The sequence below is a fragment of the Ramlibacter sp. 2FC genome (assembly GCF_005503345.1).
GTDB lineage: Bacteria > Pseudomonadota > Gammaproteobacteria > Burkholderiales > Burkholderiaceae_C > SCMQ01.
The window spans coordinates 1-23,629 of the sequence record NZ_SCMM01000032.1 but is presented as its reverse complement, the minus strand read 5'-3'; the positions used below and the strand labels follow the sequence as shown (position 1 = coordinate 23,629).

24 protein-coding genes are annotated in these 23,629 nt (G+C 69.6%); 11 read left to right on the top strand and 13 right to left on the bottom strand.

What is annotated here, in order from left to right; genetic code table 11:
* Positions 1-50 precede the first annotated feature (50 nt).
* Positions 51-533, bottom strand: coding sequence for a hypothetical protein (locus FFS10_RS14490; RefSeq protein WP_137895180.1), 483 nt, complete (start codon positions 531-533; stop codon positions 51-53).
* 246 nt (positions 534-779) lie between these two features.
* Between FFS10_RS14490 and FFS10_RS14485 the strand changes: the two genes are divergently transcribed.
* Entirely contained in the window at positions 780-1,337 is a 558-nt protein-coding gene (locus FFS10_RS14485) for a hypothetical protein (RefSeq protein WP_137895179.1), read from the top strand.
* A gap of 6 nt (positions 1,338-1,343) precedes the next feature.
* Here FFS10_RS14485 and FFS10_RS14480 read toward each other — a convergent pair whose 3' ends face one another.
* Together FFS10_RS14480 and FFS10_RS14475 are read right to left on the bottom strand one after the other, a co-directional pair.
* On the bottom strand, positions 1,344-2,771 hold the full coding sequence (locus tag FFS10_RS14480; RefSeq protein ID WP_137895178.1) for an amidohydrolase: 1,428 nt from the start codon (positions 2,769-2,771) through the stop codon (positions 1,344-1,346).
* 10 nt (positions 2,772-2,781) lie between these two features.
* Positions 2,782-3,774 carry a tripartite tricarboxylate transporter substrate-binding protein gene (locus FFS10_RS14475; RefSeq protein ID WP_137895177.1) on the bottom strand — a complete coding sequence of 331 codons (993 nt, stop codon included), beginning with the start codon at positions 3,772-3,774 and terminating at the stop codon, positions 2,782-2,784.
* A 132-nt stretch (positions 3,775-3,906) separates the two neighbouring features.
* On the opposite strand from FFS10_RS14475, the gene FFS10_RS14470 reads away from it, so the two are divergent.
* From FFS10_RS14470 to FFS10_RS14455, 4 genes are all read left to right on the top strand, one after another.
* Positions 3,907-4,905: a LysR family transcriptional regulator gene (locus FFS10_RS14470; RefSeq protein ID WP_502702875.1), complete on the top strand. Its 999-nt coding sequence runs from the start codon at positions 3,907-3,909 to the stop codon at positions 4,903-4,905.
* A 152-nt stretch (positions 4,906-5,057) separates the two neighbouring features.
* Entirely contained in the window at positions 5,058-7,946 is a 2,889-nt protein-coding gene (locus tag FFS10_RS14465) for an aconitate hydratase (RefSeq protein WP_137895176.1), read from the top strand.
* A 79-nt stretch (positions 7,947-8,025) separates the two neighbouring features.
* Positions 8,026-9,201 carry an FAD-dependent monooxygenase gene (locus FFS10_RS14460; protein ID WP_137895175.1) on the top strand — a complete coding sequence of 392 codons (1,176 nt, stop codon included), beginning with the start codon at positions 8,026-8,028 and terminating at the stop codon, positions 9,199-9,201.
* A gap of 141 nt (positions 9,202-9,342) precedes the next feature.
* Positions 9,343-9,543 (top strand): hypothetical protein, encoded by a 201-nt coding sequence (locus FFS10_RS14455; protein ID WP_137895174.1) that lies wholly within the window; start codon positions 9,343-9,345, stop codon positions 9,541-9,543.
* 95 nt (positions 9,544-9,638) lie between these two features.
* On the opposite strand, the gene kynA is transcribed toward FFS10_RS14455, so the two are convergent.
* From kynA to FFS10_RS14430, 5 genes are read right to left on the bottom strand one after another with little or no spacing between them, the layout of a single operon-like run.
* Positions 9,639-10,499 (bottom strand): tryptophan 2,3-dioxygenase, encoded by an 861-nt coding sequence (kynA, locus tag FFS10_RS14450; protein ID WP_137895173.1) that lies wholly within the window; start codon positions 10,497-10,499, stop codon positions 9,639-9,641.
* 28 nt (positions 10,500-10,527) lie between these two features.
* Entirely contained in the window at positions 10,528-11,166 is a 639-nt protein-coding gene (kynB, locus tag FFS10_RS14445; RefSeq protein ID WP_137895172.1) for an arylformamidase, read from the bottom strand.
* A 31-nt stretch (positions 11,167-11,197) separates the two neighbouring features.
* Positions 11,198-11,572, bottom strand: coding sequence for a RidA family protein (locus FFS10_RS14440; protein WP_137895171.1), 375 nt, complete (start codon positions 11,570-11,572; stop codon positions 11,198-11,200).
* A gap of 10 nt (positions 11,573-11,582) precedes the next feature.
* Positions 11,583-12,779, bottom strand: coding sequence for an amino acid aminotransferase (locus FFS10_RS14435; RefSeq protein WP_283957664.1), 1,197 nt, complete (start codon positions 12,777-12,779; stop codon positions 11,583-11,585).
* A gap of 53 nt (positions 12,780-12,832) precedes the next feature.
* Entirely contained in the window at positions 12,833-14,227 is a 1,395-nt protein-coding gene (locus FFS10_RS14430; protein WP_137895169.1) for an amino acid permease, read from the bottom strand.
* A gap of 205 nt (positions 14,228-14,432) precedes the next feature.
* Between FFS10_RS14430 and FFS10_RS14425 the strand changes: the two genes are divergently transcribed.
* Complete coding sequence (locus FFS10_RS14425; protein WP_137895168.1) at positions 14,433-14,906, top strand: Lrp/AsnC family transcriptional regulator; 474 nt, start codon at positions 14,433-14,435, stop codon at positions 14,904-14,906.
* 50 nt (positions 14,907-14,956) lie between these two features.
* Here FFS10_RS14425 and FFS10_RS14420 read toward each other — a convergent pair whose 3' ends face one another.
* From FFS10_RS14420 to FFS10_RS14410, 3 genes are all read right to left on the bottom strand, one after another.
* Entirely contained in the window at positions 14,957-15,259 is a 303-nt protein-coding gene (locus FFS10_RS14420; protein WP_137895167.1) for a YkgJ family cysteine cluster protein, read from the bottom strand.
* Positions 15,260-15,354: 95 nt separating this feature from the next.
* Positions 15,355-16,299 (bottom strand): ornithine carbamoyltransferase, encoded by a 945-nt coding sequence (gene argF, locus FFS10_RS14415; RefSeq protein WP_137895166.1) that lies wholly within the window; start codon positions 16,297-16,299, stop codon positions 15,355-15,357.
* 10 nt (positions 16,300-16,309) lie between these two features.
* Entirely contained in the window at positions 16,310-17,506 is a 1,197-nt protein-coding gene (locus FFS10_RS14410; protein ID WP_137895165.1) for an aspartate aminotransferase family protein, read from the bottom strand.
* Positions 17,507-17,711: 205 nt separating this feature from the next.
* Here FFS10_RS14410 and FFS10_RS14405 point away from each other — a divergent pair, with 205 nt between their 5' ends.
* The gene (locus FFS10_RS14405; protein WP_137895164.1) at positions 17,712-18,032 is read left to right on the top strand and encodes a DUF3579 domain-containing protein; all 321 of its coding nucleotides are present in this window, start codon (positions 17,712-17,714) and stop codon (positions 18,030-18,032) included.
* Positions 18,033-18,187: 155 nt separating this feature from the next.
* On the opposite strand, the gene rpsT is transcribed toward FFS10_RS14405, so the two are convergent.
* On the bottom strand, positions 18,188-18,487 hold the full coding sequence (rpsT, locus tag FFS10_RS14400) for a 30S ribosomal protein S20 (protein ID WP_137895163.1): 300 nt from the start codon (positions 18,485-18,487) through the stop codon (positions 18,188-18,190).
* A 117-nt stretch (positions 18,488-18,604) separates the two neighbouring features.
* On the opposite strand from rpsT, the gene murJ reads away from it, so the two are divergent.
* The 4 genes from murJ (at position 18,605) to FFS10_RS14380 (ending at position 22,572) form a co-directional block, all read left to right on the top strand.
* The gene (gene murJ / locus FFS10_RS14395) at positions 18,605-20,167 is read left to right on the top strand and encodes a murein biosynthesis integral membrane protein MurJ (RefSeq protein WP_137895162.1); all 1,563 of its coding nucleotides are present in this window, start codon (positions 18,605-18,607) and stop codon (positions 20,165-20,167) included.
* Between the two features lie 70 nt (positions 20,168-20,237).
* Positions 20,238-21,092, top strand: a complete 855-nt coding sequence (locus tag FFS10_RS14390) for a SirB1 family protein (RefSeq protein ID WP_137895161.1) — start codon at positions 20,238-20,240, stop codon at positions 21,090-21,092.
* Positions 21,093-21,232: 140 nt separating this feature from the next.
* Positions 21,233-21,625 (top strand): PA2779 family protein, encoded by a 393-nt coding sequence (locus FFS10_RS14385; protein WP_137895160.1) that lies wholly within the window; start codon positions 21,233-21,235, stop codon positions 21,623-21,625.
* Entirely contained in the window at positions 21,622-22,572 is a 951-nt protein-coding gene (locus tag FFS10_RS14380) for a PA2778 family cysteine peptidase (RefSeq protein WP_137895159.1), read from the top strand. The genes FFS10_RS14385 and FFS10_RS14380 overlap by 4 nt, the downstream gene beginning before the upstream one ends.
* Positions 22,573-22,594: 22 nt before the next feature.
* Here the strand turns inward: FFS10_RS14380 and purM are convergent, their stop codons facing one another.
* Positions 22,595-23,626, bottom strand: a complete 1,032-nt coding sequence (gene purM, locus FFS10_RS14375; protein WP_137895211.1) for a phosphoribosylformylglycinamidine cyclo-ligase — start codon at positions 23,624-23,626, stop codon at positions 22,595-22,597.
* Positions 23,627-23,629 lie beyond the last annotated feature (3 nt).

Below are 23,629 nucleotides of genomic sequence, written 5' to 3'. Positions count from 1 at the left end.
ACGCCTGGCTCGGGGTGCCAAGTCCCTCTCAGAAGGAAGGCGGGACCGGCTCAGAGTCCGATGTGCAGCTTGTACTGCGCCCCGTTGGAAAAGCTGCAGTTGCCGGCGCCCTGGCGCGGCGTGTTCAGCTGGTACTCGCAGCTCATGAAGCCGCCGTTGCTTCCGTAGGCGCTGGCCACGCCGCGTTTGGCGTTGCCGTCGACCGAAGTCGCCTCGCCGACCAGGGTCTCGCCAGCGTATTGAAGCTGGAAGCGGCCCTTGCCGTTCATCATGTTGGTGACCGTCCCGCTGACCACGCCGGTCTGGGCGGCCATCTCGTTGGACGGGTACAGGCGCGCCTGCAGTACGGCTGGCCACTGGGTCCGGGCCGCCGGCGGCGCCGTGACCTCGCCGGCCGAGGGGCCGGCGGGCCCCAGCGGGGGCAGCGGGTAGTAGACGTAGGACCCGTTCGGTCCCGCAGGGACGGCCACGCAGCCGGCGAGCGCGGCGCTCGCGCCGGCCAGCACCAGTGTGAGGATTTTCCGGGTGTTCATGAGTTTCTCCAGTCGATGCGACACAGGCGGGATTGCCTGTACCGCATCGTGGCGCCGGGCCGCTGAGAGAGCGGTGACGCTTGGCTTACAGATGGCTTATCGATGCGCCCGCTTGGGCGCGCCATCGCCCTGCCCGCCGCCTGGACCACGCTTTGCCGCGGCAGCGCCTATATTGAATTGAAGCCAAGGCGTGGCGGGGCGTAGGTTGCGCCATGGCCGATGCGATGTGGCGAGGAGGAAGCAAGCATGTTTGACAAGGACCGTTTCATCCAGGACTGCATCAAGGGTGTGGCCGAGGGGCAGGGCGCCATTCGCGAGCTGGTGAAGCAGGCGGTCTCCGATCCCGCGGGGATGATGTCGGAGCTGGGCGAGCCCGAGCATGCAGGCATCCGGCCTTTGCACAGCTCGCCCGAGCTGACCATCATCCATTTCGTCTGGGCGCCCTGCATGAGCCTGATGCCGCACAACCACCAGATGTTCTCGGTGGTCGGCATCTATGCCGGCCGGGAAGACAATGTGTTCTGGCGCAGGACGGAATCCAGCATAGAGGCGGCCGGTGCCCAGTCGCTGGGCGTAGGCGATGTCGCCACGCTGGGGCGCGACATCATCCATTCCGTCCTCAATCCGATAGCCAAGATGACTTGCGCCATCCATGTCTATGGCGGCGACTTCTTCCAGCCGCCGCGGCCCCGCAGCCAGTGGGACCACGAGACCTTGACCGAGGAGCCCTGGAACGTGGACAAGGTCAAGACCCTGTTCCGGCAGGCCGAGGAACGGTTCAATGCCGTCAGGCCAGGGGGCTGAGCGTCCTCAGCCGCGCCGCAGCGGCAGCGGCACCTCGGGCGGGATGGGGCAGACATAGGGCTTGCCGCCACGCCGCTGGTTCAGTTCCTGGCGCGCCGCGTCCAGCAGCTGCGGCTGCTCGAACAGCCGGATCGCGGTGGCGGCCAGGGCCTTGGCGGCCTGCACCATGCCGACATGGGCCAGGGCGGACTTGCCCTGCGACACCATCTGCCAGGAGTGAAATGGCGTGCCGAAGGCGTAGCAGGCCATCCAGCACTGCGCCGTGGGCGTGATCCAGCTGACGTCGGCCACGTCGGTCGAACCGTACAACAGCCCGGTGCGCGCGGGATCGTAGTCGCTCACGCCGTCGAACAGGGCCGGCACCTGGCCGCGCAGGGCGCTGCCCAGCGAGCGGCTGGCCTCGGCCACGTCGTTCTCGCTCAGCGTGGCGTGGTGCCGGCTGGCCTGCGTGCGCTCGCCCTCGCCCACGGGCAACGGGCCGAGCCGGCGCATCTCCTCGTACAGCACCTGGTTCAGCGTGCCGTTGAGCAGCAGGTTGGAGCAGGCCTTGTCGAAGCGGACCTCGAGCTCGCAGCCGGTCATCAGCGCGGCGCCGCGCGCCACGTTCTGCACGCGCTCGTAGAGTTCGGCCGCCTCGTGGTTGCGCGCGGCGCGGATCAGGTACAGCACCTCGGCGCGCGCCTGCACCACGTTGGGCGAGAGGCCGCCGCTGTCGGTGATGGCGTAGTGCACGCGCGCGTCGGGCGGCATGTGCTCGCGCAGGTAGTTGACGCCCACGTTCATCAGCTCCACCGCGTCGAGCGCGCTGCGCCCCAGGTGCGGGGCATTGGCAGCGTGCGCGGCGCGGCCGTGGAACCGGAAGCTGGCCTGGATGTTGGCCAGCGTGGACTGGTCGAACACGCCGCTGTGGCTGGCCGGGTGCCACGTCAGCGCCGCGGCCAGGTCGTCGAAGGCGCCGGCGCGCGCCATGAAGGTCTTGCCCGAGCCGCCTTCCTCGGCCGGGCAGCCGTAGAAGCGGATGCGCCCGGGCAGGCCGCGCGCGCGCAGGTGCTGCTGCACCGCCAGCGCCGCCAGGTGCGCCGCCGCGCCCAGCAGGTGGTGGCCGCAGCCGTGGCCGTTGAGGCCCGGGCTGTCGACCGAGGGCCGGCATTGCAGTGCGCCGCTTTCCTGGTTCAGGCCCGACAGCGCGTCGTACTCGCCGAGCAGGGCGATCACCGGCCCGCCTTCGCCGTACTCGGCGGCGAAGGCGGTCGGGATGCCGGCCAGCGCCTGCTGCACGCGGAAACCCGCCTCGTCCAGGCCTTCGGCGTGCAGCCGGGCCGACTCCTGCTCGGCATAGCGCAGCTCGGCCAGCGACCAGATGCGGTCGCTCAACGCGATCAGGCGCGGCGCCTGCTGTTCGAAAAAGGGCTGCAGTTGTTCGATGGCATGCATGGGTGGTGCCTCACTCGACCTTGATGTCGGCCTTCTGGACGATGGCGCGGTTGCGCCTGAGCTGGGTGTCTATCAGGGCCTGGAAGCTGCCCCCGTCGCTGCTGCCGGCGTCGACGCTGGCGCCCATCTGCTGCAGGCGGGCCTGGGCCTCGGGCGACTGCACGGCCTTGAGCGCGGCCGCGCGCAGCCGCTCGGCGACGGCGGGCGGCGTCTTGGCCGGAACCACCAGGCCGAACCAGGTGATGCCCAGCTCGTTGAGCTCGGCGTAGCCCAGTTCCTTGAGGGTGGGCACCTGGGGCAGCTCGGGCAGGCGCTTGGGAGCGGCCACCGCCACCGGCACCAGCTTGCCGGCCCTGATCTGCGGCAGCGCCGAGGGCAGCTGGTCGGGCAGCAGCTGGATGGTGCCGGCCAGGGCGTCGCTCAGGGCCGCGCCCATGCCGCGGTAGGGCACGTTGACCACCTTGACGCCCAGGGTGTCGTTGAAGGCCTCCAGCATCAGATGGCCTATGCTGCCGACGCCGGGCACGCCGGCGCTGTAGCCGCCGGGTTTGCGCCTGAGTTCGGCGACGAAGCCGGCGAAGTCCTTGGCCGGCAGGCTGGGGTGGACCGAGTACACCGAGGGCATGCTGACCAGCTTGGCCAGGGGCAGCAGCTGGCGGTTGGTGGCCGCGGCCTTGTCGTAGAAGATGGGGTTCACCGCCAGCGTGCTGACGGTCGCCATGCCGATGGTGTAGCCGTCGGGGGCGGCCTGGGCCACGGCCTCGGTGCCCATCATGCCGCCGGCGCCGCTGCGGTTGTCGACCACCACGGCCTGGCCCAGTTCCTGGCGCATGCGCTCGGCCAACACGCGCGCCACCAGGTCGGTCGAGCCGCCCGCGGCAAACGGCACGATCAGCTTGATCGGCTTGCTCGGGAAGGCCGGCTGGGCCAGCGTGGGCAGCGACAGCAGGCACAGGGTCAGCAGCGAGAGCCGGCGGGTGAGGCGGCGCGGGAGCAGGGACATGGACGGACTCCAAAGGGCAGGGGGTTGAACCGGTGCACCGGGCGGGCCGGGGCACCACAATACGGGTCTCACTGTAGAAACTGACTGCGGCGACCACCAGTCGTTTTCGACCCCCAGCTATCGGCGGCATCAATGGCTCGTTCCGTTCCGACGAATTCCTCTCCGGCCATGGAGGCCGACATCTCGGGCCTGGCCAAGGTCCTGCACGCGCGCCTGGCTGCGCACGGCCGCCTGCGCCAGCTGCAGCTGCTGGTGGCGCTGGAGGACTGCGGCAGCATCGCCCGTGCGGCCGAGCAGATTCCCATGAGCCAGTCGGCCGCCACGCAGGCGCTGGCCGAGCTCGAGCGCGTCGTGGGCATGACGCTGTTCGAGCGCCATGCGCGCGGCGTGCGCGCCACGCCGGCTGGGCGAGCCCTGATGTCGGCCGCGCGCGGGGCGATGGCGGGGCTGCTCGACGCGGCGGAATCCCTGGCTGCGCTGCGTCAGGGGGCCACGGCCACGCTGCGCCTGGGCGCCATACCGGCCGCCGCCTGCGCCCTGATTTCGCCCCTGCTCGGCGCCTTCTACGGCGCGCACCCCGAGGTGCACCTGGAGTTGCTCGAGGACAGCGGCGCGCGCCTGCTGCCCATGCTGACCGCCGGCAGCCTCGACGCCGTGTTCTGCCGCGCCCCGCAGCGCTTGCCGGCCGGTTTCGGGTTCGAGCCGCTGCTGGCGGACGAGGGCGTGGTGGTGGCCGCGGCCGGCCATGCGCTGGCGGGCCGGTCCGCGTTGCCCATGGCCGCGCTGGCCGGCGCGCGCTGGGTGCTGCCCACCGCCAGCATCCAGTTGCGCGAGGTGTTCGAGACCGTGGTGCTGGCTGCGCTGCCCCAGGCCTCCTGGTTTCCCGTGTCCACATTGTCGCTGCCGGTGCTCGAGGGCCTGCTGCATCAGCCGGGCGCCGTGACCCTGCTGCCGCGCAGCATGTGCGCCAACCTGCTGGCCGGCGGCCGGGTGTGCCGGCTCGACGTGGCGTTCTCGGCCCCGCTGGCGCCGCTGGGCGTGGCCTATCCGCAGGCCGGCGGGAGCGCCCTGCTGCAGGACTTGCTGGCGCTGGCGCGCCGCCCCGACGCCGCGGCGCGCGCGGCCGCCTGAGGGCCTGAACGTGGTCTGAGCGTCAAGGCGCGGGATCACCTGCCCGCACCGAACCCCTGTCTTGTCGCGCCGTTTCTCGCTAGGATTGGCTTTGCGCGGTGGCCGCGCGGGCCGCCACCCTCCAGGCAGCCAACCCAGTCAAGGAGTCCTCCATGGCCAAAGACAAGGGCAACCCCGCCCACGCCTTCGCTTCGACCCTCAAGACCTTCGAGACCGCCTCGGGCAAGAGCGGGCGCCTGTACTCGCTGCCGGCGCTGGCCAAGCGGTTCCCCAATGTCGGGCGCCTGCCGGTGTCGCTGCGCATCGTGCTCGAGTCGGTGCTGCGCCATTGCGACGGCAAGAAGGTCACGGCCGAGCATGTGGAACAGCTGGCCAACTGGCGGCCCGAAGCGCCGCGCAGCGAGGAGATCCCGTTCACCGTGGCGCGCGTGGTGCTGCAGGACTTCACCGGCGTGCCGCTGCTGGCCGACCTGGCCGCCATGCGCAGCGTGGCGCAGCGCCTGGGCCGCGACCCGCGCCAGGTCGAGCCGCTGGTGCCGGTGGACCTGGTGGTCGACCACTCGGTGATGGTCGACCACTACGGCACCAGGGACGCGCTGGACCTCAACATGAAACTCGAGTTCCAGCGCAACCGCGAGCGCTACGAGTTCATGAAATGGGGCATGCAGGCCTTCGAGACCTTCGGCGTGGTGCCGCCGGGCTTCGGCATCGTTCACCAGGTGAACCTGGAGTACCTGGCGCGTGGCGTGCACAAACAGGGCGGGCTCTACTACCCCGACACCCTGGTCGGCACCGACAGCCACACCACCATGATCAACGGCATAGGCGTGGTCGGCTGGGGCGTGGGCGGCATCGAGGCCGAGGCCGCCATGCTGGGCCAGCCGGTCTACTTCCTCACGCCCGACGTGGTCGGTTTCGAGCTCAGCGGCCGCCTGCGCGAGGGCGTGACGGCGACCGACCTGGTGCTCACCGTGACCGAGATCCTGCGCCGCCACAAGGTGGTGGGCAAGTTCGTCGAGTTCTTCGGCGAGGGCACGCGCACGCTGAGCGTGCCGGACCGCGCGACCATCGCCAACATGGCGCCCGAATACGGCGCGACCATGGGCTTCTTCCCGGTCGACGAGAAGACCCTGGACTACTTCAAGGGCACGGGGCGCACGCGCAGCGAGATCGAGGCCTTCGAGGCCTATTTCCGGGCCCAGGGCCTGTTCGGCGTGCCGGACGCCGGGGCGATCGACTACTCGCAGGTGGTGAAGCTGGACCTGGGCCAGGTCGCGCCCAGCCTGGCCGGCCCCAAGCGCCCGCAGGACCGCATCGAGATCGGCCAGGTGGCGCAGCGCTTCGCCGAGCTGTTCAGCAAGCCGAACGCCGAGAACGGCTTCAACCAGCCGGCCGAGCGCCTGGGCCAGCGCCACCGCGTGGCCTGCGGCAGCGGCACGGGGGCGGCCGACGCGCCCTCGCCGCAGCCCGGCGCGGCGCGCGACCTGGTCGAGATGGTGGGCAACCGTCCCACCCTGGCCGCGGCCCAGGCCGCGGCGGGCCAGCCGGCCTCGGTGTGCGAGATCGGCGGCCCCGAGCTGATGGTGGGCCATGGCGACGTGCTGATCGCCGCCATCACCAGCTGCACCAACACCTCCAACCCCAGTGTGCTGCTGGCCGCCGGCCTGCTGGCCAAGAAGGCGGTCAAGGCCGGGCTCAGGGTGCAGCCGCACATCAAGACCTCGCTGGCGCCCGGCTCGCGCATCGTCACCGAGTACCTGACCGAGACCGGCCTGCTGCCCTACCTGGAAAAGCTGGGCTTCGCGCTGGCCGGCTACGGCTGCACCACCTGCATCGGCAACTCGGGCGACCTCACGCCCGAGCTCAACGAGGTGATCACGCAGAACGACCTGGTCTGCGCCGCCGTGCTGTCTGGCAACCGCAATTTCGAGGCGCGCATCCATCCCAACCTCAAGGCCAACTTCCTGGCCAGCCCGCCGCTGGTGGTGGCCTACGCGATCGCCGGCAACGTGATGCGCGACCTGATGACCGAGCCGGTGGGCCAGGGCAAGGGCAAGAACGGCAAGCCCAAGGACGTCTACCTCGGCGACATCTGGCCCAGCAGCGAGGAGATCTACCAGCTGATGAAGTTCGCGATGAAGGGTAAGGCCTTCCGCGAGAACTACGCCAAGGTCAAGACCAAGCCCGGCAAGCTCTGGGGCAAGATCCAGGGCGTGGCCGGCGACACCTACACCTGGCCCAAGAGCACCTACATCGCCGAGCCGCCGTTCTTCGGCGACTTCAGGCTGGACGGCCCGGCGACGGGGGCCGATCCGGCCGTGCGGCAGGCGCGCATCATGGCGCTGTTCGGCGACTCCATCACCACCGACCACATCTCGCCGGCCGGCTCGATCAAGGAGAGCTCGCCGGCCGGCCAGTGGCTGCTGCAGCATGGCGTGCAAAAGGCCGACTTCAACAGCTACGGCGCGCGGCGCGGCAACCACGACGTGATGATGCGCGGCACCTTCGCCAACGTGCGCATCAAGAACCTGATGATCCCGCCCAAGGCCGACGGCTCGCGCGAGGAGGGCGGCCTGACGCTGCACCAGCCCTCGGGCGAGAAGCAGTCCATCTACGACGCGGCCATGCGCTACCAGGCCGAGGGCGTGGCTACGGTCATCTTTGCCGGCGAGGAGTACGGCACCGGCTCCTCGCGCGACTGGGCTGCCAAGGGCACGCAGCTGCTGGGCATCAAGGCCGTGGTGGCGCGCAGCTTCGAGCGCATACACCGCTCCAACCTGGTCGGCATGGGCGTGCTGCCGCTGCAGTTCGCCGCCGGCACCTCCTGGGAGACGCTGGGTCTGAAGGGCGACGAGCGGGTCGATGTGCTGCCCCATCCCGAGCTCAAGCCGCAGAGCGAGGCGCGACTCGTGATCACGCGTGCCGACGGTTCGACGCAGGAAGTCGCCGTCACCCTGCGCATAGACACGCCGATCGAGGTCGACTACTACCGCGCGGGCGGCATCCTGCCTTTCGTGCTGCGGCATCTGCTGGCAGCGTGAGCCAAGCCGGCGCGGGGCCTTGTCCTGCGTCAACGACCGGTGCCTGGAACGCCGGTCGTTTGGCGGCAAAATCGGTCGCATGACGAAGCAGCTATTGGTGGCGGGGGGCGGCATCGGTGGCCTGGCCGCGGCGCTGGCCGGCGCGCGCGTGGGCTGGGAGGTGCGGCTGTTCGAGCGCGCACCCGTGTTCAGCGAGGTTGGCGCCGGCATACAGATCGGGCCCAATGTGGTGAAGATCCTGCACGCCTGGGGCCTGGAGGCGGCGCTGGCGCGCGTGGCGGCTTTTCCGCAGCGCCTCTCGGTGCGCAATGCCATGACCGCGCGCGAGCTCGGCGTGCTGCCGCTGGGCGAGCGCGCCCTGCTCAAGTACGGCGCGCCCTATGCCACGGTGCACCGGGCCGACCTGCACGGGCTGCTGCTCGAGGCGCTGCAGGCCCAGGCCGGCGTCTGGCTGAACCCGGGCAGCGGCCTGGCCAGCTTCCGCGAGAGCGAGCACGCTGTGAGCCTGCGCACCGCGGCCGGCCTGGAGGTCGAGGGCGACGCCCTGGTCGGCGCCGACGGCCTGTGGAGCCGGGTGCGCGAGCTGCTGCTGGCCGATGGCCCGCCGCGCGTGACCGGCCACCTGGCCTACCGCGCCCTGCTGCCTCAGGCCGAGCTGCCCGAGCGCCTGCGCAGCCAGCAGGTGACGGTCTGGCTGGGCCCGCAGCTGCACGTGGTCCATTACCCGGTGCGCGGTGGCGAGGGGCTCAACGTGGTGGCCATCGTCCACGGGCGCGCCGTGACGGACCTGCAGGGCTGGGACCACAGCACCAACGCGGCCGAGCTGCGCGCGGCCCTGGCCGGCACCTGCCTGCCGCTGCAGGACATGATCCATGCCGTGCCCGAGTGGCGGCTGTGGGCGCTGTGCGACCGCGCGCCCATGACCGGGGCCGACCAGCAGGCGCGCGGCCGGGTGGCCCTGCTTGGCGACGCGGCCCACCCGATGCGGCCCTACCTGGCCCAGGGCGCCTGCATGGCGATCGAGGACGCCGACGAGCTGGGCCGTGCCTTGGGCCTGGACGAGCTGGAGGTGCCGCTGCGGCTGCGCCGCTACGCGCTCAACCGCTGGCAGCGCTGTGCCCGGGTGCAGGCGCATTCGATCCGCAACGGCCTGATCTTCCATTCCACGGGCCTGGTCCGCTGGGGCCGCGACGCCTCGCTGCGCCTGCTCGGCGAGCGCCTGCTGGACCTGCCCTGGCTGTACCGGGGCGCCTGAGCCGGCGGCCGGGCGCCGGCCCAATTGCAAACATTTGTCAAGCGCTGTCAGCCGAATCGGTTTCGGCTGCGTTAAGAAACGCAAAAGTACCCAAGGTCCGCAGGCCGGCGGTGCCCGATTCCTGACCGAAAGACGACAGCGATGAGCGATCGATTCGATACCGACGACAAAGCCAAGAAGGACTTGCTGGACCGCGGCTGCTGGCGGGAAACCGCCCGGCGCGACGGCCGCAAGGCCGCGCCGCGCTCGGCCGACGAGCTGGAAGTGAGCCATTTGCAGCTGTGGATGAACCGTCCGCGCCGCGAAATGTTCGCCCAGGAGCGCAACGAGCGCAGCCGCTGAGGCTGGCCGCAGGATCAGACCGGCGCCGGGCCGCCCCAAGCCGGACTGGGCCCCCTCGGGGGGCAGCGAGGACACGCAGTGCCGAGCGTGGGGGCTTAAAGGTCGGTGCGCAGCTTCCAGATCTCCGGGAACAGCACCACGTCCAGCATCTGGCGCAGGTAGCCCACGCCGCTGGTGCCGCCCGTGCCGCGCTTGAAGCCGATCACGCGCTCCACCGTGGTCACGTGGCGGAAGCGCCAGAGGCGGAAGGCGTCCTCCAGATCCGTCAATTCCTCGCCCAGCTGGTACAGGTCCCAATGCGCTTTGGGATTGCGGTACACGGTCAGCCAGGCCTGCTCGACCGCGTCGCTGGCCGCGTAGGCCTGGGTCCAGTCGCGCTCGGTGTGCGAGGCCGGCACCGGCAGGCCGCGCCGCGCCAGCAGGCGCAGCGCCTCGTCGTACAGCGAGGGCGCCTCGTAGGCGGCCTGGACCAGGGCCAGCAGGTCCGGCCTATGTTCGTGCGGCTTGAGCATGGCGGCGTTCTTGTTGCCCAGCGCGAACTCGATGCAGCGGTACTGGTAGCTCTGGAAGCCGCTCGAATGGCCGAGGTAGGGCCGCATGGCGCTGTACTCGGGCGGCGTCATGGTGGCCAGCACGTCCCAGGCGTGGACCAGTTGCTCCATGATGCGCGAGACGCGCGCCAGCATCTTGAAGGCGCTGGGCAGCTCGTCGCGCGCCACGCAGGCGATGGCGGCGCGCAGCTCGTGCAGCATCAGCTTCATCCACAGCTCGCTGGTCTGGTGCTGCACGATGAACAGCATCTCGTCGTGCGCGGGCGAGCGCGGGTGCTGCGCGTTCAGGATGGCGTCGAGCTGCAGGTAGTCGCCGTAGCTCATGTCCCGGCTGAAGTCGAGCTGGGCCTTTTCCTCGCTGACGATGCGTTCGCCTTCGCTGGGGTTGGGGTGGTGGGGGCACATGGTCGGGTCTTGGTCGGCGGTTGATGGGTCAGGCCAGCGCGCGCAGCACCGCGCGCACCGGGCTCGCGTCGGCCGTCACCAGCTTGAGCGGCAGCGCGATCAGTTCGTAGTCGCCCTCGGGCACGGCGTCGAGCACCAGGTTCTCGAGCACGCGCAGGTCCAGGCGGCGGATCTGCTGGTGGCTGGGCAGCTGCTTGCTGGCGGCCGGGTCGATGCTGGCAGTGTCTATGCCGATCAGGCGCACGCCTAAAGCGGCCAGGCGCTCCACCGTCTCGGGCGCGAAGGCGGCCAGCCCGGGGTCCCAATGCTCCGGCGCGCGTTGGTAGGTGCGCACCAGCACGCGCGGCGGCAGGTCGGCCGCGGCATGGGCCAGGTGGCGCCACTCGATCAGCGGCCCGCAGGCGATGGCGTGGATCACGCGGCAGAGGCCGAGGTAGGGCGACAGGTCGAGTGCGCCTATCGCCTGGCCGCTGGGGTCGTAGTGCAGGGGCGCGTCGGCGTGCGCGCCCACATGGGGCGACAGGGTCAGCGCGCTGACGTTGACCGGGCAGCCGGGCGCTATGCGGGCGCTCCACTGCTGCTGGTAGGGCGTGTCGCCGGGAAACACCGGGCTGCCGGCATGGACCGGCGGCGAGATGTCCCAGAGTTGGCGGGCTTGGCTTGGCATGGCGGGCCTGTGCCTCCAGCGCTAAACAGCGTTACGGGATCATCGCATAGGCGACGATCTCGAGCTTCATGCCCGGCACGACCAGGGCCGCCACGCCCATGCTCGAGCGGTTGGGGTAGGGCGCTTCGAAGAACTCGCGGTAGACGGCGTCGATGGCGGCCATGTCCTGCACGTCTGTCATGTAGATCAGCACCTGGGTCACGTCCGCCATGCCGCCGCCGGCGGCCTCGACCGCGCGCCGCAGGTTGGCGAAGGTCAGACGCGCCTGCTCCTCGATGGGGCCGGTGTCTATGCTGCCGTCCGCGCGCACCGGGCCTTGGGCCGTGAACAGCATGCCGGCCGATTTCACGGCCCAGGAAAAGGGCTGCTTGAGCGGCGGCAAGCCGCAATCGATGACCTGCTTCATCGCGCTCGCCTCACGCCAGCACGGCCGCCACGGCCTGGGCCACGCGGTCCACGTTCTGCGGTGCCAGGCCCGTCATGCACATGCGGCCCGAGCGCACCAGGTAGACGCCATGCTCCTCGCGCAGGCGCCCGACCTGCGCTTCGGTGAGGCCGGTGTAGCTGAACATGCCGCGCTGGGTCAGAAAGAAGTCGAAGTTGCGCGCCCCCTGGAAGCGCTCGTTCAGCGCCGCATGCAGGCGCTCGCGCATGGCCTTGATGCGCGAGCGCATGGCGGCCAGCTCGTCGGTCCACAGCCCGTGCAGCTCGGGGCTTTGCAGCACACGCGTGATGATGCGGCTGCCGTGCGTGGGCGGGCTGGAGTAGTTGCGGCGCACCGTGGCCTTGAGCTGGCCCAGCACGCTGTCGGCTTCGGCGCGGCTGCTGCAGACCACGCTCAGGCCCCCGCAGCGCTCGCCGTAGAGCGAAAAATTCTTGGAGAACGAGTTGGCGACGAAGCAGGGCAGGCCCGCCTCAGCCAGGGCGCGCACCGCGAAGGCGTCCTCCGCTATGCCGTCGCCGAAGCCCTGGTAGGCCATGTCGACGAAGGGGATCAGCCCGCGCGCCTGCAGCACCGGGATCAGCGCCTGCCATTGCGCGCGCGTGAGGTCCACGCCGGTGGGGTTGTGGCAACTGGCGTGCAGCAGCACGATGCTGCGGGCCGGCAGGCGGTTCAGGGTGGCCAGCATCTCGTCGAAGCGCAGGCCGCCGGTGGCCGGGTCGTAGTAGGGATAGCCGTGCACCTTGAGGCCCGCGCCCTCGAACAGGGCCTGGTGGTTCTCCCAGCTCGGGTCGCTGACCCAGACCTCGGACTCGGGGAAGTAGCGCTTGATGAAATCGCCGCCCACCTTGAGCGCGCCCGAGCCGCCCAGGGTCTGCAGGGTGGCAATGCGGCCCTCGGCCAGGGCCGGGTGGCCGGCGCCGAACACCAGGGCCTGCACCGTCTCGCGGTAGGCGGCGGCGCCCTCCATGGGCAGGTAGGGGCAGGGAACGATCTCCTGCAGCAGCGTGGTCTCGGCCTGGCGCACGGCCTGCATCACCGGCAGGCGGCCGTTCTCGTCGAAATAGATGCCTATGCTGAGGCTGACCTTGCCGGGGCGCGGGTCCTTCTGGAAGTCCTCCATCAGCGAGAGGATGGGGTCGCCGCCATAGGGCGGGACATGGGCGAACAAGGGGGTGTTGGTGCTCATGGCAGTGGCTCCGAAAACGAAAGTGGGCAGGGGATTCAGGCGGAGGTGGCGGCGGCGGCCAGCCGGCTGCGCTGACGATAGCGCAGCGCGTAGACGATGGCCAGCAGCGCCAGCGAGGGCAGGCCGGTCAGCAGGGTGAGGCGGAACACCTCGGTGAACAGGGTCGAGACCAGGGCCGCCAGCATCAGGCCGGCGCCCAGCAGCGTCAGCCAGGGGAAGCCCCACATGCGGAAGGCCAGCGGTGCCTGGCCCTGCGCCTGCCAGCGGCGGCGGAAACACAGGTGGGTGACGAAGATCATGAGCCAGGTGAACATGGCGCCGAACATCGAGACCGCCATCATCAGCGAGAAGGACTGCTCGGGCCGCCACCAGTTCAACGCGGTGGCGATGGCGATGCCCAGGCAGGAGAGGGTCAGCGCCGCGACCGGCACGCCGCGCGCGTTCAGGCGGCCGAAGCGCTCGCTCGCATGGCCGGCGCGGGCCAGGCTGAACATCATGCGCGTGGTGATGTAGAGCTGGCTGTTCATGGCCGACAGCGCGGCGACCAGGATCACGAAGTTGATGATGCCGGCCGCGCCGGGGATGCCGATGATCTCCATGACCTTGACGAAGGGGCTCTTGTCGGTGCCCGCGGCCTGCCAGGGCACGATGGCCAGCATCAGCGCGATGCTCAGCAGGTAGAACACCACCAGCCGCACCAGGGTGGCGCGGAAGGCGCGCGTGATCGCCTGCTCGGGATGCTCGGCCTCGCCGGCCGCCACCGCGATCATCTCTATGCTGAGGTAGCTGAAGATGGCGATGATGACCGCCACCCAGGTGCCCCAGCCGCCCTGGGGGAAGAAGCCGCCGTGGGCCGTGTAGTTCGCAAAGCCTATGCCCTCCGGGCGCGAGCCGAACACCACGTAGGCGCCGATCAGGATGAAGCCGGCGATGGCCGCGATCTTGATCGTCGAGAACCAGTACTCGACCACGCCGAAGGCCTTGACGCTGAGCGCATTGACGCCGATCAGCGCCGCCGAGAACAGGATGACCCAGAGCCAGCGCGGCGCCTCGGGGAACCAGTAGCTCATGTACACGCCCACGGCCGTGACCTCGGTGCCCACGGCGAGCACGATGCAGGACCAGTAGGCATAGCGCACCAGGTAGCCGGCCCAGGGGCCTATGTAGTGCTCGGCGTAGGCGCCGAAGGAGCCCGAGGTCGGGTGGGCCACCGTCATCTCGGCCAGGCAGCCCATCAGCAGCAGGGAGATCAGGGCGCCGACCGCGTAGCTGATCAGCACGCTGGGGCCGGCGAAGCTGATGGCAAAGCCGCTGCCTAGAAACAGGCCGGTGCCTATGGCGCCGCCGATGGCGATCATGGCCATCTGGCTGGCGTTGAGGCGGCGCTGCAGGCCCTGCTCGCGCCGCACGATGTCCTGGAATTGACTCATGGCTTGTTTTTCCTCAGTAGGTCGATGGCCGGGCGTGCGTCGTCCACGCCGCTGCCGCAGTGGCTGGCGCGGCGAACGGACACCGTGTGGCCTGTTGATTTGAGGTGATGATATGCACAGGTATGCTTGTATGTCTAATAGTCAACCCTTAACATGGCAAAAATTGGATAATCAATCCAATAAAACTTAAATTTTGGAATTTATTATGCCAACAGAGATCGATGCCATCGACCGCCAGCTGCTGCAGGCGCTGCAGGACAATGCCCGGCTGACCTCGGGCGAGCTCGCGCAGATGGCGCACCTGTCGCAGTCGCCGTGCTGGCGCCGCATCAAGCGCATGGAGGAGGCGGGGCTGATCGGTGGCTACCACGCGCGCCTGGACCGCCGCGCCCTGGGCTACGGCGTGATGGCTTTCGTCATGATCGGCATAGACCACCAGAACGAGGCCCGCTCGCTGGACTTCGAGCAGGCCGTCTGCGCGATTCCCGAGGTGGTGATGTTCCACGGCATCGCGGGGCCGGAGGATTTCCTGCTGGTGGTGATCGCGCGCGACCTGGATGCGTACTCGGAGCTGCTGCAGCGCAAGCTGCAGCGCCTGCCGGGGGTCAAGCAGGTGCGGACCTATTTTTCGCTGCAGGAATTCAAGGGCACGCTGGGCGGCCTCCCGATCCCGAAATGAGGCGGCCTGCGGCGCCGGCAAGCGGTCCGGGGCGGGGCCGCCGAACGCCGCTACAAGGGCGGCAGGCCGTGGCGCGCGCGCGCCTTGTCGCAGGCGTAGTCGCCCTCGGCGAACTCGCGGCAGGGCGAGGGGCGCCATTCGTAGATGCCGCAAGCGACCTTCTCGCCGACCCGGCCGCTCAGGGCGGCGCAGCGGATCGGCACATGGTCGGTGCCGCGCATGCGGCAGGTGCTGCCGTTGACTTCGACCGCCAGGCCCGCGGGCACGCTGCCGCCCATCTCGTCGAGCTCGTAGACCGCGAAGTCGACGCGAAAGCTGGCGCAGCAGGCGCCGCAGCTGGTGCATTCGTTCATGGTGCTCGGGTTGCGTTTTGGCTACGGCCGCTGCGCTTAACTTCGCTGCGCGAAGTTAGCCTGCGCCGAAACAGAATGCATGTTCGTCTTGAATGTCATTCAAGACGACCTAGCAAAAGGTACTCCATGAGTGCCTTTTGCACATGCATTCTGTTTTCTGCCTCGTCCCAGACCACCGACTGGGGGCCGTCGATGACCTCGGCCTCGACCTCCTCGCCGCGGTGCGCAGGCAGGCAGTGCATGAACAGGGCGTCGGGCTTGGCCGCGCGCATCATCTCGGCGTCCACGCACCAGTCGGCGAAGGCCTTGCGGCGCGCCTCGTTCTCGGCCTCGTAGCCCATGCTGGTCCAGACGTCGGTGGTCACGAGGTCGGCGCCGTGGCAGGCGTCCATCGGGTCCTTGAACACCTTGTAGCTGTGGTTGGCGCGCACGCCGGCCACCGCCTGGTCGACCTCGTAGCCGCTGGGCGTGCTCAGGTGCACCGTGAAGCCCAGCAGCTCGGCCGCCTGCAGCCAGGTGTTGGCCATGTTGTTGCCGTCGCCGACCCAGGCCACGACCCGGCCCTTGAGGCAGTCGAGCGGGCTGGCCTGGCCGGCCTGGCCGCGGTGCTCGATGAAGGTGAACAGGTCGGCCAGGATCTGGCAGGGGTGGAACTCGTTGGTCAGGCCGTTGATGACCGGCACGCGCGAGTGCGCGGCGAAGCGCGCTATCTTGTCCTGGCCGAAGGTGCGGATCATCACCAGGTCGACCATGCGGCTGATGACCTTGGCGCTGTCCTCGATCGGCTCGGCACGGCCGAGCTGGCTGTCGCCGGTGGTCAGGTGCACCACGCTGCCGCCGAGCTGGTACATGCCGGCCTCGAAGCTCACGCGCGTGCGCGTGGAGGCCTTCTCGAAGATCATGGCCAGCGTGCGGTCGGCCAGCGGCTGGTGCTTCTCGTAGGCCTTGAACTTCTTCTTGATCAGCGCGGCACGCTCGAACAGGTAGGCGTACTCGTCGGCGCCGAGGTCGGTGAACTGCAGGTAATGCTGGATCGCCATGGCGCGCACCTCATTCGGCGAGGAACTGCAGCACCAGCGGCACCAGCAGGGCAACCACCTCGTCGGCCTCGGCCGCGGTCATGATCAGCGGCGGCACCAGGCGGACCACGCTGTCGGCCGTGACGCTGATCAGCAGGCCGGCGTCGGCCGCGCGCTGGGTCAGCACGCCGCAGGGTCGGTCCAGCTCCACGCCCAGCATCAGGCCCTGGCCACGGATCTCCTTGACGCCGCGCTGGCCGATCAGCGCCTGCTCAAGCGCCCCCTTGAGGTGGGCGCCGACGCGGGCCGCGTTCTCCAGCAGGCCGTCCTCTTCCATGATGCGAATCGTCTCGACGCCGGCGCGCATGGCCAGCGGGTTGCCGCCGAAGGTGGTGCCGTGGTTGCCGGGCTGGAAGATGCTGGCGGCCTTGGGGCCCGCCACCACGGCGCCGACCGGCACGCCCGAGCCCAGGCCCTTGGCCAGCGGCATCACGTCGGGCACGATGCCGGCCCACTGGTGGGCGAACCACTTGCCGGTGCGGCCCATGCCGCACTGCACCTCGTCGATCATCATCAGCCAGTCATTCTGGGTGCACAGCTCGCGCACCTCGCGCAGGTACTCGGCGCGCATCGGGTTGATGCCACCCTCGCCCTGTATGGTCTCGAAGAACACGGCGACCACGTTGGGGTTGCCCGCGGTGGCCTGCTTGAGCGCCGCGATGTCGTTGAGCGGCACGCGGATGAAGCCCTCGACCAGCGGTTCGAAGCCCTTCTGGATCTTCTCGTTGCCGGTGGCGCTCAGCGTGGCGATGGAGCGGCCGTGGAACGCCTTCTCGTAGACCACGATCTGCGGACGGTCTATGCCCTTGTCATGGCCGTACTTGCGCGCCAGCTTGAGCGCGGCCTCGTTGGCCTCGAGGCCCGTGGAGCAGAAGAACACGTTGCTCATGCCCGCCAGTTCGGCCAGCTTGGCGGCCAGCTTCTCCTGGTTGGGCACGTGGTAGTAGTTGCTGCTGTGGATGATCCTGGCGATCTGGTCCTGCAGCGCCGGCACCAGCCGGGGGTGGTTGTGGCCCAAGGTGTTGACCGCGATGCCGCCCAGCGCGTCCAGATAGCTGCGCCCGTTGACATCCCAGACGCGGCAGCCCTGGCCGTGCGAGAGCGCGATCGGCAGGCGGCCGTAGGTGTTCATGGTGTGCGGCGAGGCGGCTTCGACGAAGTCGGTCATGCGGGGCTCCTGAAAACAAAGCGGCCCAACGAAGTGGGGCCGTCGACCTGCAATTTTAGGCGCAGCCGCAGGGCCTTTTTTTGCGCATTTGTCATCACTGCGATGCGTCGGGGCGGACGGCGTAAGTCTTATATAAGATATAATTCTTCCCGATGCGACGGAGAGCGATCCTCCTCTGTCGCGACCACCCCACAGCCTCTATCCGATGGTCTCCGATTCCGCCAAAGAAGTCTTCATCCAGGGTATCACCCGCGAGGGCAAGACCTTTCGTCCCAGCGACTGGGCGGAGCGGCTGGCAGGGGTGATGAGCCCGTTTCGCCCCGGCGGCGCGCAGCCGGGCAGCCACCTGAGCTACTCGCCCTGGTGCATCCCGACCACGCTGGGGGGCGTCAAGTGCGTGGTGGTGCGGCGCGAGCTGCAGGGCCACGAGCCCATGGCCTGGGACTTTGTGCTGAACTTCGCGCGCGACAACGACCTGCAGCTGGTCGAAGCCTGCCTGCTGCCCGACGAGCCGATCCGCAAGTAAGGCGCTGCGGCGCAAGGGGCCATGTCGCCGGCGGATACCTGATTTCCCGCGCCAAACAAAAAGAGCCGCATGAGCGGCTCTTTTGCTTTGCTGACAGCGCACCCGTTACAAACGGCGGACCGGGCGGGCCGGTCCGGGCTGTTTGCCTGAAATCGTCAGGCGGCGACGGCCAGGGCTTTCACCTTGGCGGACAGGCGGCTCTTGTCGCGGGCAGCCTTGTTCTTGTGGAAGATGCCCTTGTCGGCGATGGTGTCGACCACGGCCTGCATCTTGCCGAACAGTTCGGTCGCCTTGGCCTTGTCGCCGGTGGCAACGGCCTTCTCGACGTTCTTCACGGCGGTGCGGTATTTGGAGCGCAGCGAGGTGTTCGCGGCGTTGATCTTGACGTCCTGACGGACGCGTTTACGGCCCGACGCCAGGCGCGGGTTCTTTTTCTTCGGCTTTCCAGATGCCATTTTGAGTTTCCTTCGTGTCTGAGGATGATGTCAGCAAAGCCTCCTATTGTAGCAGTCCGTGTCCAGTCGGGGGCTGGCACCGGGAAAGCCAGCCGGGCTGAGGCTACACTCGCGCCGGTGAGTCTCTTCAAAGCCGCTTCAACCGTCTCCCTGCTGACCCTGGCCTCGCGCATCACCGGCCTGGCGCGCGAGTTGCTGATCGCCTCTGCCTTCGGTGCCAGCGCGCTGACCGACGCCTTCAACGTCGCCTTCCGCATTCCTAACCTGTTTCGCCGCCTGTTCGCGGAAGGGGCGTTCAGCCAGGCCTTCGTGCCGGTGTTGGCCGCCTCCAAGGCCCAGCATGGCGAGGCGGCGACCCGGCGCGTGATCGACGACGTGGCCACGCTGCTGTTCTGGGCGCTGATGCTGACCTGCGTGATCGGCGTGGCGGCCGCGCCGGTGCTGGTGTGGATGATGGCCAGCGGCCTCAAGCAGGCCAGCGGTTTCGAGGCGGCCGTGGTCATGACGCGCTGGATGTTCCCCTACATCGCCTTCATGTCGCTGGTGGCGCTGTCGGCCGGCATCCTCAACACCTGGAAGCGCTTTGCCGTGCCGGCCGCCACGCCGGTGCTGCTTAACGTGGCGATGATCGCCGCGGCGGGCTGGGGCGCGCCCTGGTTCGCGCGCCTGGGGCTGGAGCCGGTCTACGCGCTGGCCGCGGGCGTCATGCTCGGCGGCGCGCTGCAGCTGGGGGTGCAGCTGCCGGCGCTGGCGCGCCTGGGCCTGCTGCCGCGCCTGGGGCTGCGCTGGGCCGCGCTGCGCGCGGCCTGGGCCGATCCGGCCAGCCGGAACATCGCGCGCCTGATGCTGCCGGCGCTGCTGGGGGTCAGCGTGGCGCAGATCTCGCTGCTGATCAACACCCAGATCGCCTCGCACCTGACACCGGGCAGCGTCAGCTGGCTCAGCTATGCCGACCGGCTGATGGAGTTTCCCACCGCCCTGCTCGGCGTGGCCCTGGGCGTGGTGTTGATGCCGCAGCTGGCCGCGGCCAAGGCGGCGCAGGATGCCGAGGCCTATTCGGCCATGCTGGACTGGGGTCTGCGCCTGGTGCTGCTGCTGGCCGTGCCCTGCGCCGTGGCCCTGCTGACCTTCTCGCGGCCCCTGGTCGCCGTGCTCTACCACTACGGCGCCTTCAGCGACCACGACGTGCAGCAGACCACGGTCGCCCTGATGGGCTATGGCGCGGGCCTGGTCGGCCTCGTGGCCATCAAGGTGCTGGCCCCGGGCTTCTACGCCAGCCAGGACATACGCACGCCGGTGCGCATCGCCATCGTGGTGCTGGCCATCACCCAGCTGCTCAACCTGCTGCTGGTGCCGCTGCTACAGCATGCGGGCCTGGCGCTGGCCATCGGCCTGGGCGCCATGGTGAACGCCGGCTGGCTGCTGGCCGGCCTGCTGCGCCGCGGCAGCTACCGGCCTAAGCCGGGCTGGGCCCTCTTCGCCCTGCAGGTGCTGGCGGCGACGGCGCTGCTGGCGGTGTTCCTGATGTGGGCCTCGAGCAGCGTGCCCTGGGTGCAGCTGCGCGAGGACAGCGCCAGGCGCGTGGGCCTGATGGTGCTGGTGCTGGGGGGGGCGGCCGCGATCTACTTCGTGGCTCTGTGGGCCGCCGGCCTGAAGCTGCGCCAGCTGCTGCGCCGCTGAGCCCGTCAGGGCCATGGGCGGCGCGGCTTGACGCGCGCGCGGGCCGCGCTTACAAAGGCAGGGAGATCCCATGACCTTCAGCTTCGACACCCCGACCACGCCCCTGGCGTATTTCCGCGCGCTGGTGGAGAGCGATGCTGATTTCCCATTGTTCGAGGCGGCGGTCAGCCTGGCGCAGGACGAGTACCCCGAGCTCGACGTGCAGCAGGTGCTGGGCGACGTGGACCAGCTGCTGCTGCGCGTCAAGCGCCGCATCGCCCCCGATGCCGCGCCGTTGCAGCGTCTGCGCGTGCTCAACCAGTTCTTCTTCCAGGACCTGGGTTTCGGCGGCAACGTCAACGACTACTACGACCCCGACAACAGCTACCTGAACGCGGTGCTGCGCACGCGGCGCGGCATCCCGATCTCGCTGGCCTTGCTCTGGACCGAGCTGGCCGAGGGCCTGGGCCTCAAGGCCCATGGTGTGGGTTTTCCGGGTCATTTCATGATCAAGGTGAACCTGCCGCGCGGCCAGGTGGTGATAGACCCGTTCACCGGCCAGTCGCTCAGCCGCGAGGACCTGACCGAGAGGCTCGAGCCCTTCAAGCGGCGCAGCGGCCTGGACGACGACTTCGACGTGCCCCTGGGCCTGTACCTGCAGGCCAGCCCGCCGCGCGAGGTCATCGCGCGCATGCTGCGCAACCTCAAGGAAATCCACCGCACACAGCAGGACTGGATGCGCCTGATCGCGGTCCAGGACCGGCTGATCGTGCTGCTGCCCCAGGCCTGGGGCGAGTGGCGCGACCGCGGCCTGGCCCATGCCGAGCAGGGCCACACCGCGCTGGCCGTGCGGGACCTGGAGACCTACCTGGCCCATGCCGAGGAGGGGCTGGACGTGGACGCGATCGCCGACCGCGTGGCCGAATTGCGCCGCGCCAGGAGCTGAAAACCGGGGGTTCGGGCCGGGTTTGTGTCGCCGTGTAATGGCTGTAAGCCGTGTTGACGAGGCCGAAATTCCTCGGTTACATTCAAAACGCATTCGACAACCGTGCCGGCCAAGCTGGCCACAACAACCGAGGAACCCCCATGAATTCGTTCAAGCGCCTTGTTTCTTCCCTCGTGATCGCCGGCATGATGGCGGCGGGCTTGCCGCTGACGGCCCAGGCCGGCATCGTGACCACCGAAGAGGTGGTCTCGGTCCAGGCTGCCGCGGGCAACCGTGACAAGGTCAATGGCTTCCTGGCGCGCGACGACGTGCGCCAGGCGCTCGAGGCCCAGGGCGTCGACGCCGCCGCGGCGCTGGAGCGCGTCAAGGCCATGTCCGACGCCGAGGTGGCCCAGCTGGCCGGCCGCGTCGACCAGCTGCCGGCCGGCGGCGCCGATGCGCTGGGCATCCTCCTCACGATCTTCATCGTCCTGCTGGTGACCGACATCCTGGGCTTCACCAAGGTGTTCCCGTTCACCCGCTCGATCCGATGAGACTGCGCCTGTCCGGCCTGCGAGCCCCCGCCCTGGCGGGGGTTTTCGTTTGTGCGCTGCTCGCCGGCTGCGCCACGCCGCCGCAGCTGGGCCGGCTGGCCGAGCGCTGGCCGGCCGACCTGCCGGCCAGCGCGGCCCTGGCCGACGTGCCGTTCTTTCCCCAGGAGGACTATGAATGCGGGCCGGCGGCCCTGGCCATGGTGGCCAGCGCGGCCGGCGTGCCGCGCCGGCCCGAGGACCTGGTGTCCCAGGTCTACGTACCGGGCCGCCAGGGCGCGCTGCAGCCCGAGATGCTGGCCGCCAGCCGCCGCCAGGGCCTGCCCGCTTACCAGCTCAAGCCCGCGCTGGAGAGTCTGCTGCGCGAGGTGGCGGCCGGCCATCCGGTGGTGGTGTTCCAGAACCTGTCGCTGCCGGTCTCCCCGATCTGGCATTACGCGGTGGTGGTCGGCTACGAGCGCGAGCGCAACCGCCTGGTCCTGCATTCGGGGCGCACCGAGCGCCTGGAGATGAGCCTGGCCACCTTCGAGCGTACCTGGGCGCGCGGCGGCCACTGGGCCATGGTGGCGCTGGCGCCCACGCAGCTGCCGGCCACGGCCGAGGCCGATGGCTATGCGGGCGCCGTGGCCGCGCTCGAGCGCGTGAACCCGCGTGCGGCCCAGGCGGCCTACGCCAGGGCGCTGCAGGCCTGGCCGGGCCAGCGCACCCTGCTGCTGGGCGCGGGCAACAGCGCCTACGCGCTGGGCGAGCGCGAGCGGGCCGTCGTTGCCTACCGCGAGGCCACGGTGGCTCACCCAGATTTCGCCGAGGCCTGGAACAACCTGGCCCAGGTGCTGCTCGAGCAGGGCCGGCGTGACGAGGCCGCGCAGGCCATCGCGCGGGCCGTGGCCCTGGGCGGGCCACGCCTGCCGCGCTACCTGGAACTGCAGAGGAAGATCACTGGCGGCTGAGCGCCCGTGATCGTTACCGCGATCAGGCGACGATGACGGCGGCGCCTTCGCCGCGCGGCGCGATCTCGCCGATCTCGTAGACCTGCTCGCCGGCCGCGCGCAGCGTCGCTGCGCAGGCCGCGGCCTGGTCGGCGGCGATCACCACCACCATGCCGATGCCGTTGTTGAAGGTGCGGTTCATCTCGATGTCGTCGATGCCGGCCACTTTCTGCAGCCAGGCGAACAGCTCGGTCTGCGGCCAGCTGCCCTTGCGCAGCTGCGCCGCCTGGCCCTCGGGCAGCACGCGCGGGATGTTCTCCAGCAGGCCGCCGCCGGTGATGTGGGCCAGGGCCTTGATCGGGTGCTTGGCCAGCGCTTCGAGCACCGGCTTCACGTACAGCCGGGTGGGGGCCATGATGGCCTGGCGCAAGGGCTGGCCGTCCAGCTGGGCCGGCAGGTCGCTGCCCGCGCGCTCGATCACCTTGCGCACCAGCGAGAAGCCGTTGGAGTGCACGCCGGCCGAGGCCAGGCCCAGCACGACGTCGCCGGGCTGGACGTCCCGGCCGGTCAGGATCTTGGACTTCTCCACCGCGCCGACGGCAAAGCCGGCCAGGTCGTATTCGCCGGCCGGGTACATGCCGGGCATCTCGGCGGTCTCGCCGCCGATCAGGGCGCAGCCCGAGAGCTCGCAGCCGCGCGCGATGCCGCCGACCACGGCAGCGGCCGTGTCCACGTCCAGCTTGCCGCAGGCGAAGTAGTCGAGGAAGAACAGCGGCTCGGCGCCCTGCACCAGCACGTCGTTGACGCTCATGGCGACCAGGTCTATGCCCACCGTGTCGTGCATGTTCCACTCGAAGGCCAGCTTGAGCTTGGTGCCCACGCCGTCGGTGCCCGAGACCAGCACGGGCTCCTTGTACCGCTTGGGCACCTCGAACAGCGCGCCGAAGCCGCCGATGCCGGCCAGCACGCCTTCGCGCAGGGTTTTCTTCGCCAGCGGCTTGATGCGCTCGACCAGCGCGTCGCCGGCGTCGATGTCTACGCCGGCGTCTTTGTAGGAGAGGGGAGTTTGCGTCATGGG

Coding starts and splice junctions, on each gene's coding strand:
- FFS10_RS14490 (WP_137895180.1), bottom strand. CDS start 533: ATGAACACCCGGAAAATCCTCACACTGGTGCTGGCCGGCGCGAGCGCC.
- FFS10_RS14485 (WP_137895179.1), top strand. CDS start 780: ATGTTTGACAAGGACCGTTTCATCCAGGACTGCATCAAGGGTGTGGCC.
- FFS10_RS14480 (WP_137895178.1), bottom strand. CDS start 2,771: ATGCATGCCATCGAACAACTGCAGCCCTTTTTCGAACAGCAGGCGCCG.
- FFS10_RS14475 (WP_137895177.1), bottom strand. CDS start 3,774: ATGTCCCTGCTCCCGCGCCGCCTCACCCGCCGGCTCTCGCTGCTGACC.
- FFS10_RS14470 (WP_502702875.1), top strand. CDS start 3,907: ATGGCTCGTTCCGTTCCGACGAATTCCTCTCCGGCCATGGAGGCCGAC.
- FFS10_RS14465 (WP_137895176.1), top strand. CDS start 5,058: ATGGCCAAAGACAAGGGCAACCCCGCCCACGCCTTCGCTTCGACCCTC.
- FFS10_RS14460 (WP_137895175.1), top strand. CDS start 8,026: ATGACGAAGCAGCTATTGGTGGCGGGGGGCGGCATCGGTGGCCTGGCC.
- FFS10_RS14455 (WP_137895174.1), top strand. CDS start 9,343: ATGAGCGATCGATTCGATACCGACGACAAAGCCAAGAAGGACTTGCTG.
- kynA (WP_137895173.1), bottom strand. CDS start 10,499: ATGTGCCCCCACCACCCCAACCCCAGCGAAGGCGAACGCATCGTCAGC.
- kynB (WP_137895172.1), bottom strand. CDS start 11,166: ATGCCAAGCCAAGCCCGCCAACTCTGGGACATCTCGCCGCCGGTCCAT.
- FFS10_RS14440 (WP_137895171.1), bottom strand. CDS start 11,572: ATGAAGCAGGTCATCGATTGCGGCTTGCCGCCGCTCAAGCAGCCCTTT.
- FFS10_RS14430 (WP_137895169.1), bottom strand. CDS start 14,227: ATGAGTCAATTCCAGGACATCGTGCGGCGCGAGCAGGGCCTGCAGCGC.
- FFS10_RS14425 (WP_137895168.1), top strand. CDS start 14,433: ATGCCAACAGAGATCGATGCCATCGACCGCCAGCTGCTGCAGGCGCTG.
- FFS10_RS14420 (WP_137895167.1), bottom strand. CDS start 15,259: ATGAACGAATGCACCAGCTGCGGCGCCTGCTGCGCCAGCTTTCGCGTC.
- argF (WP_137895166.1), bottom strand. CDS start 16,299: ATGGCGATCCAGCATTACCTGCAGTTCACCGACCTCGGCGCCGACGAG.
- FFS10_RS14410 (WP_137895165.1), bottom strand. CDS start 17,506: ATGACCGACTTCGTCGAAGCCGCCTCGCCGCACACCATGAACACCTAC.
- FFS10_RS14405 (WP_137895164.1), top strand. CDS start 17,712: ATGGTCTCCGATTCCGCCAAAGAAGTCTTCATCCAGGGTATCACCCGC.
- rpsT (WP_137895163.1), bottom strand. CDS start 18,487: ATGGCATCTGGAAAGCCGAAGAAAAAGAACCCGCGCCTGGCGTCGGGC.
- FFS10_RS14390 (WP_137895161.1), top strand. CDS start 20,238: ATGACCTTCAGCTTCGACACCCCGACCACGCCCCTGGCGTATTTCCGC.
- FFS10_RS14385 (WP_137895160.1), top strand. CDS start 21,233: ATGAATTCGTTCAAGCGCCTTGTTTCTTCCCTCGTGATCGCCGGCATG.
- FFS10_RS14380 (WP_137895159.1), top strand. CDS start 21,622: ATGAGACTGCGCCTGTCCGGCCTGCGAGCCCCCGCCCTGGCGGGGGTT.
- purM (WP_137895211.1), bottom strand. CDS start 23,626: ATGACGCAAACTCCCCTCTCCTACAAAGACGCCGGCGTAGACATCGAC.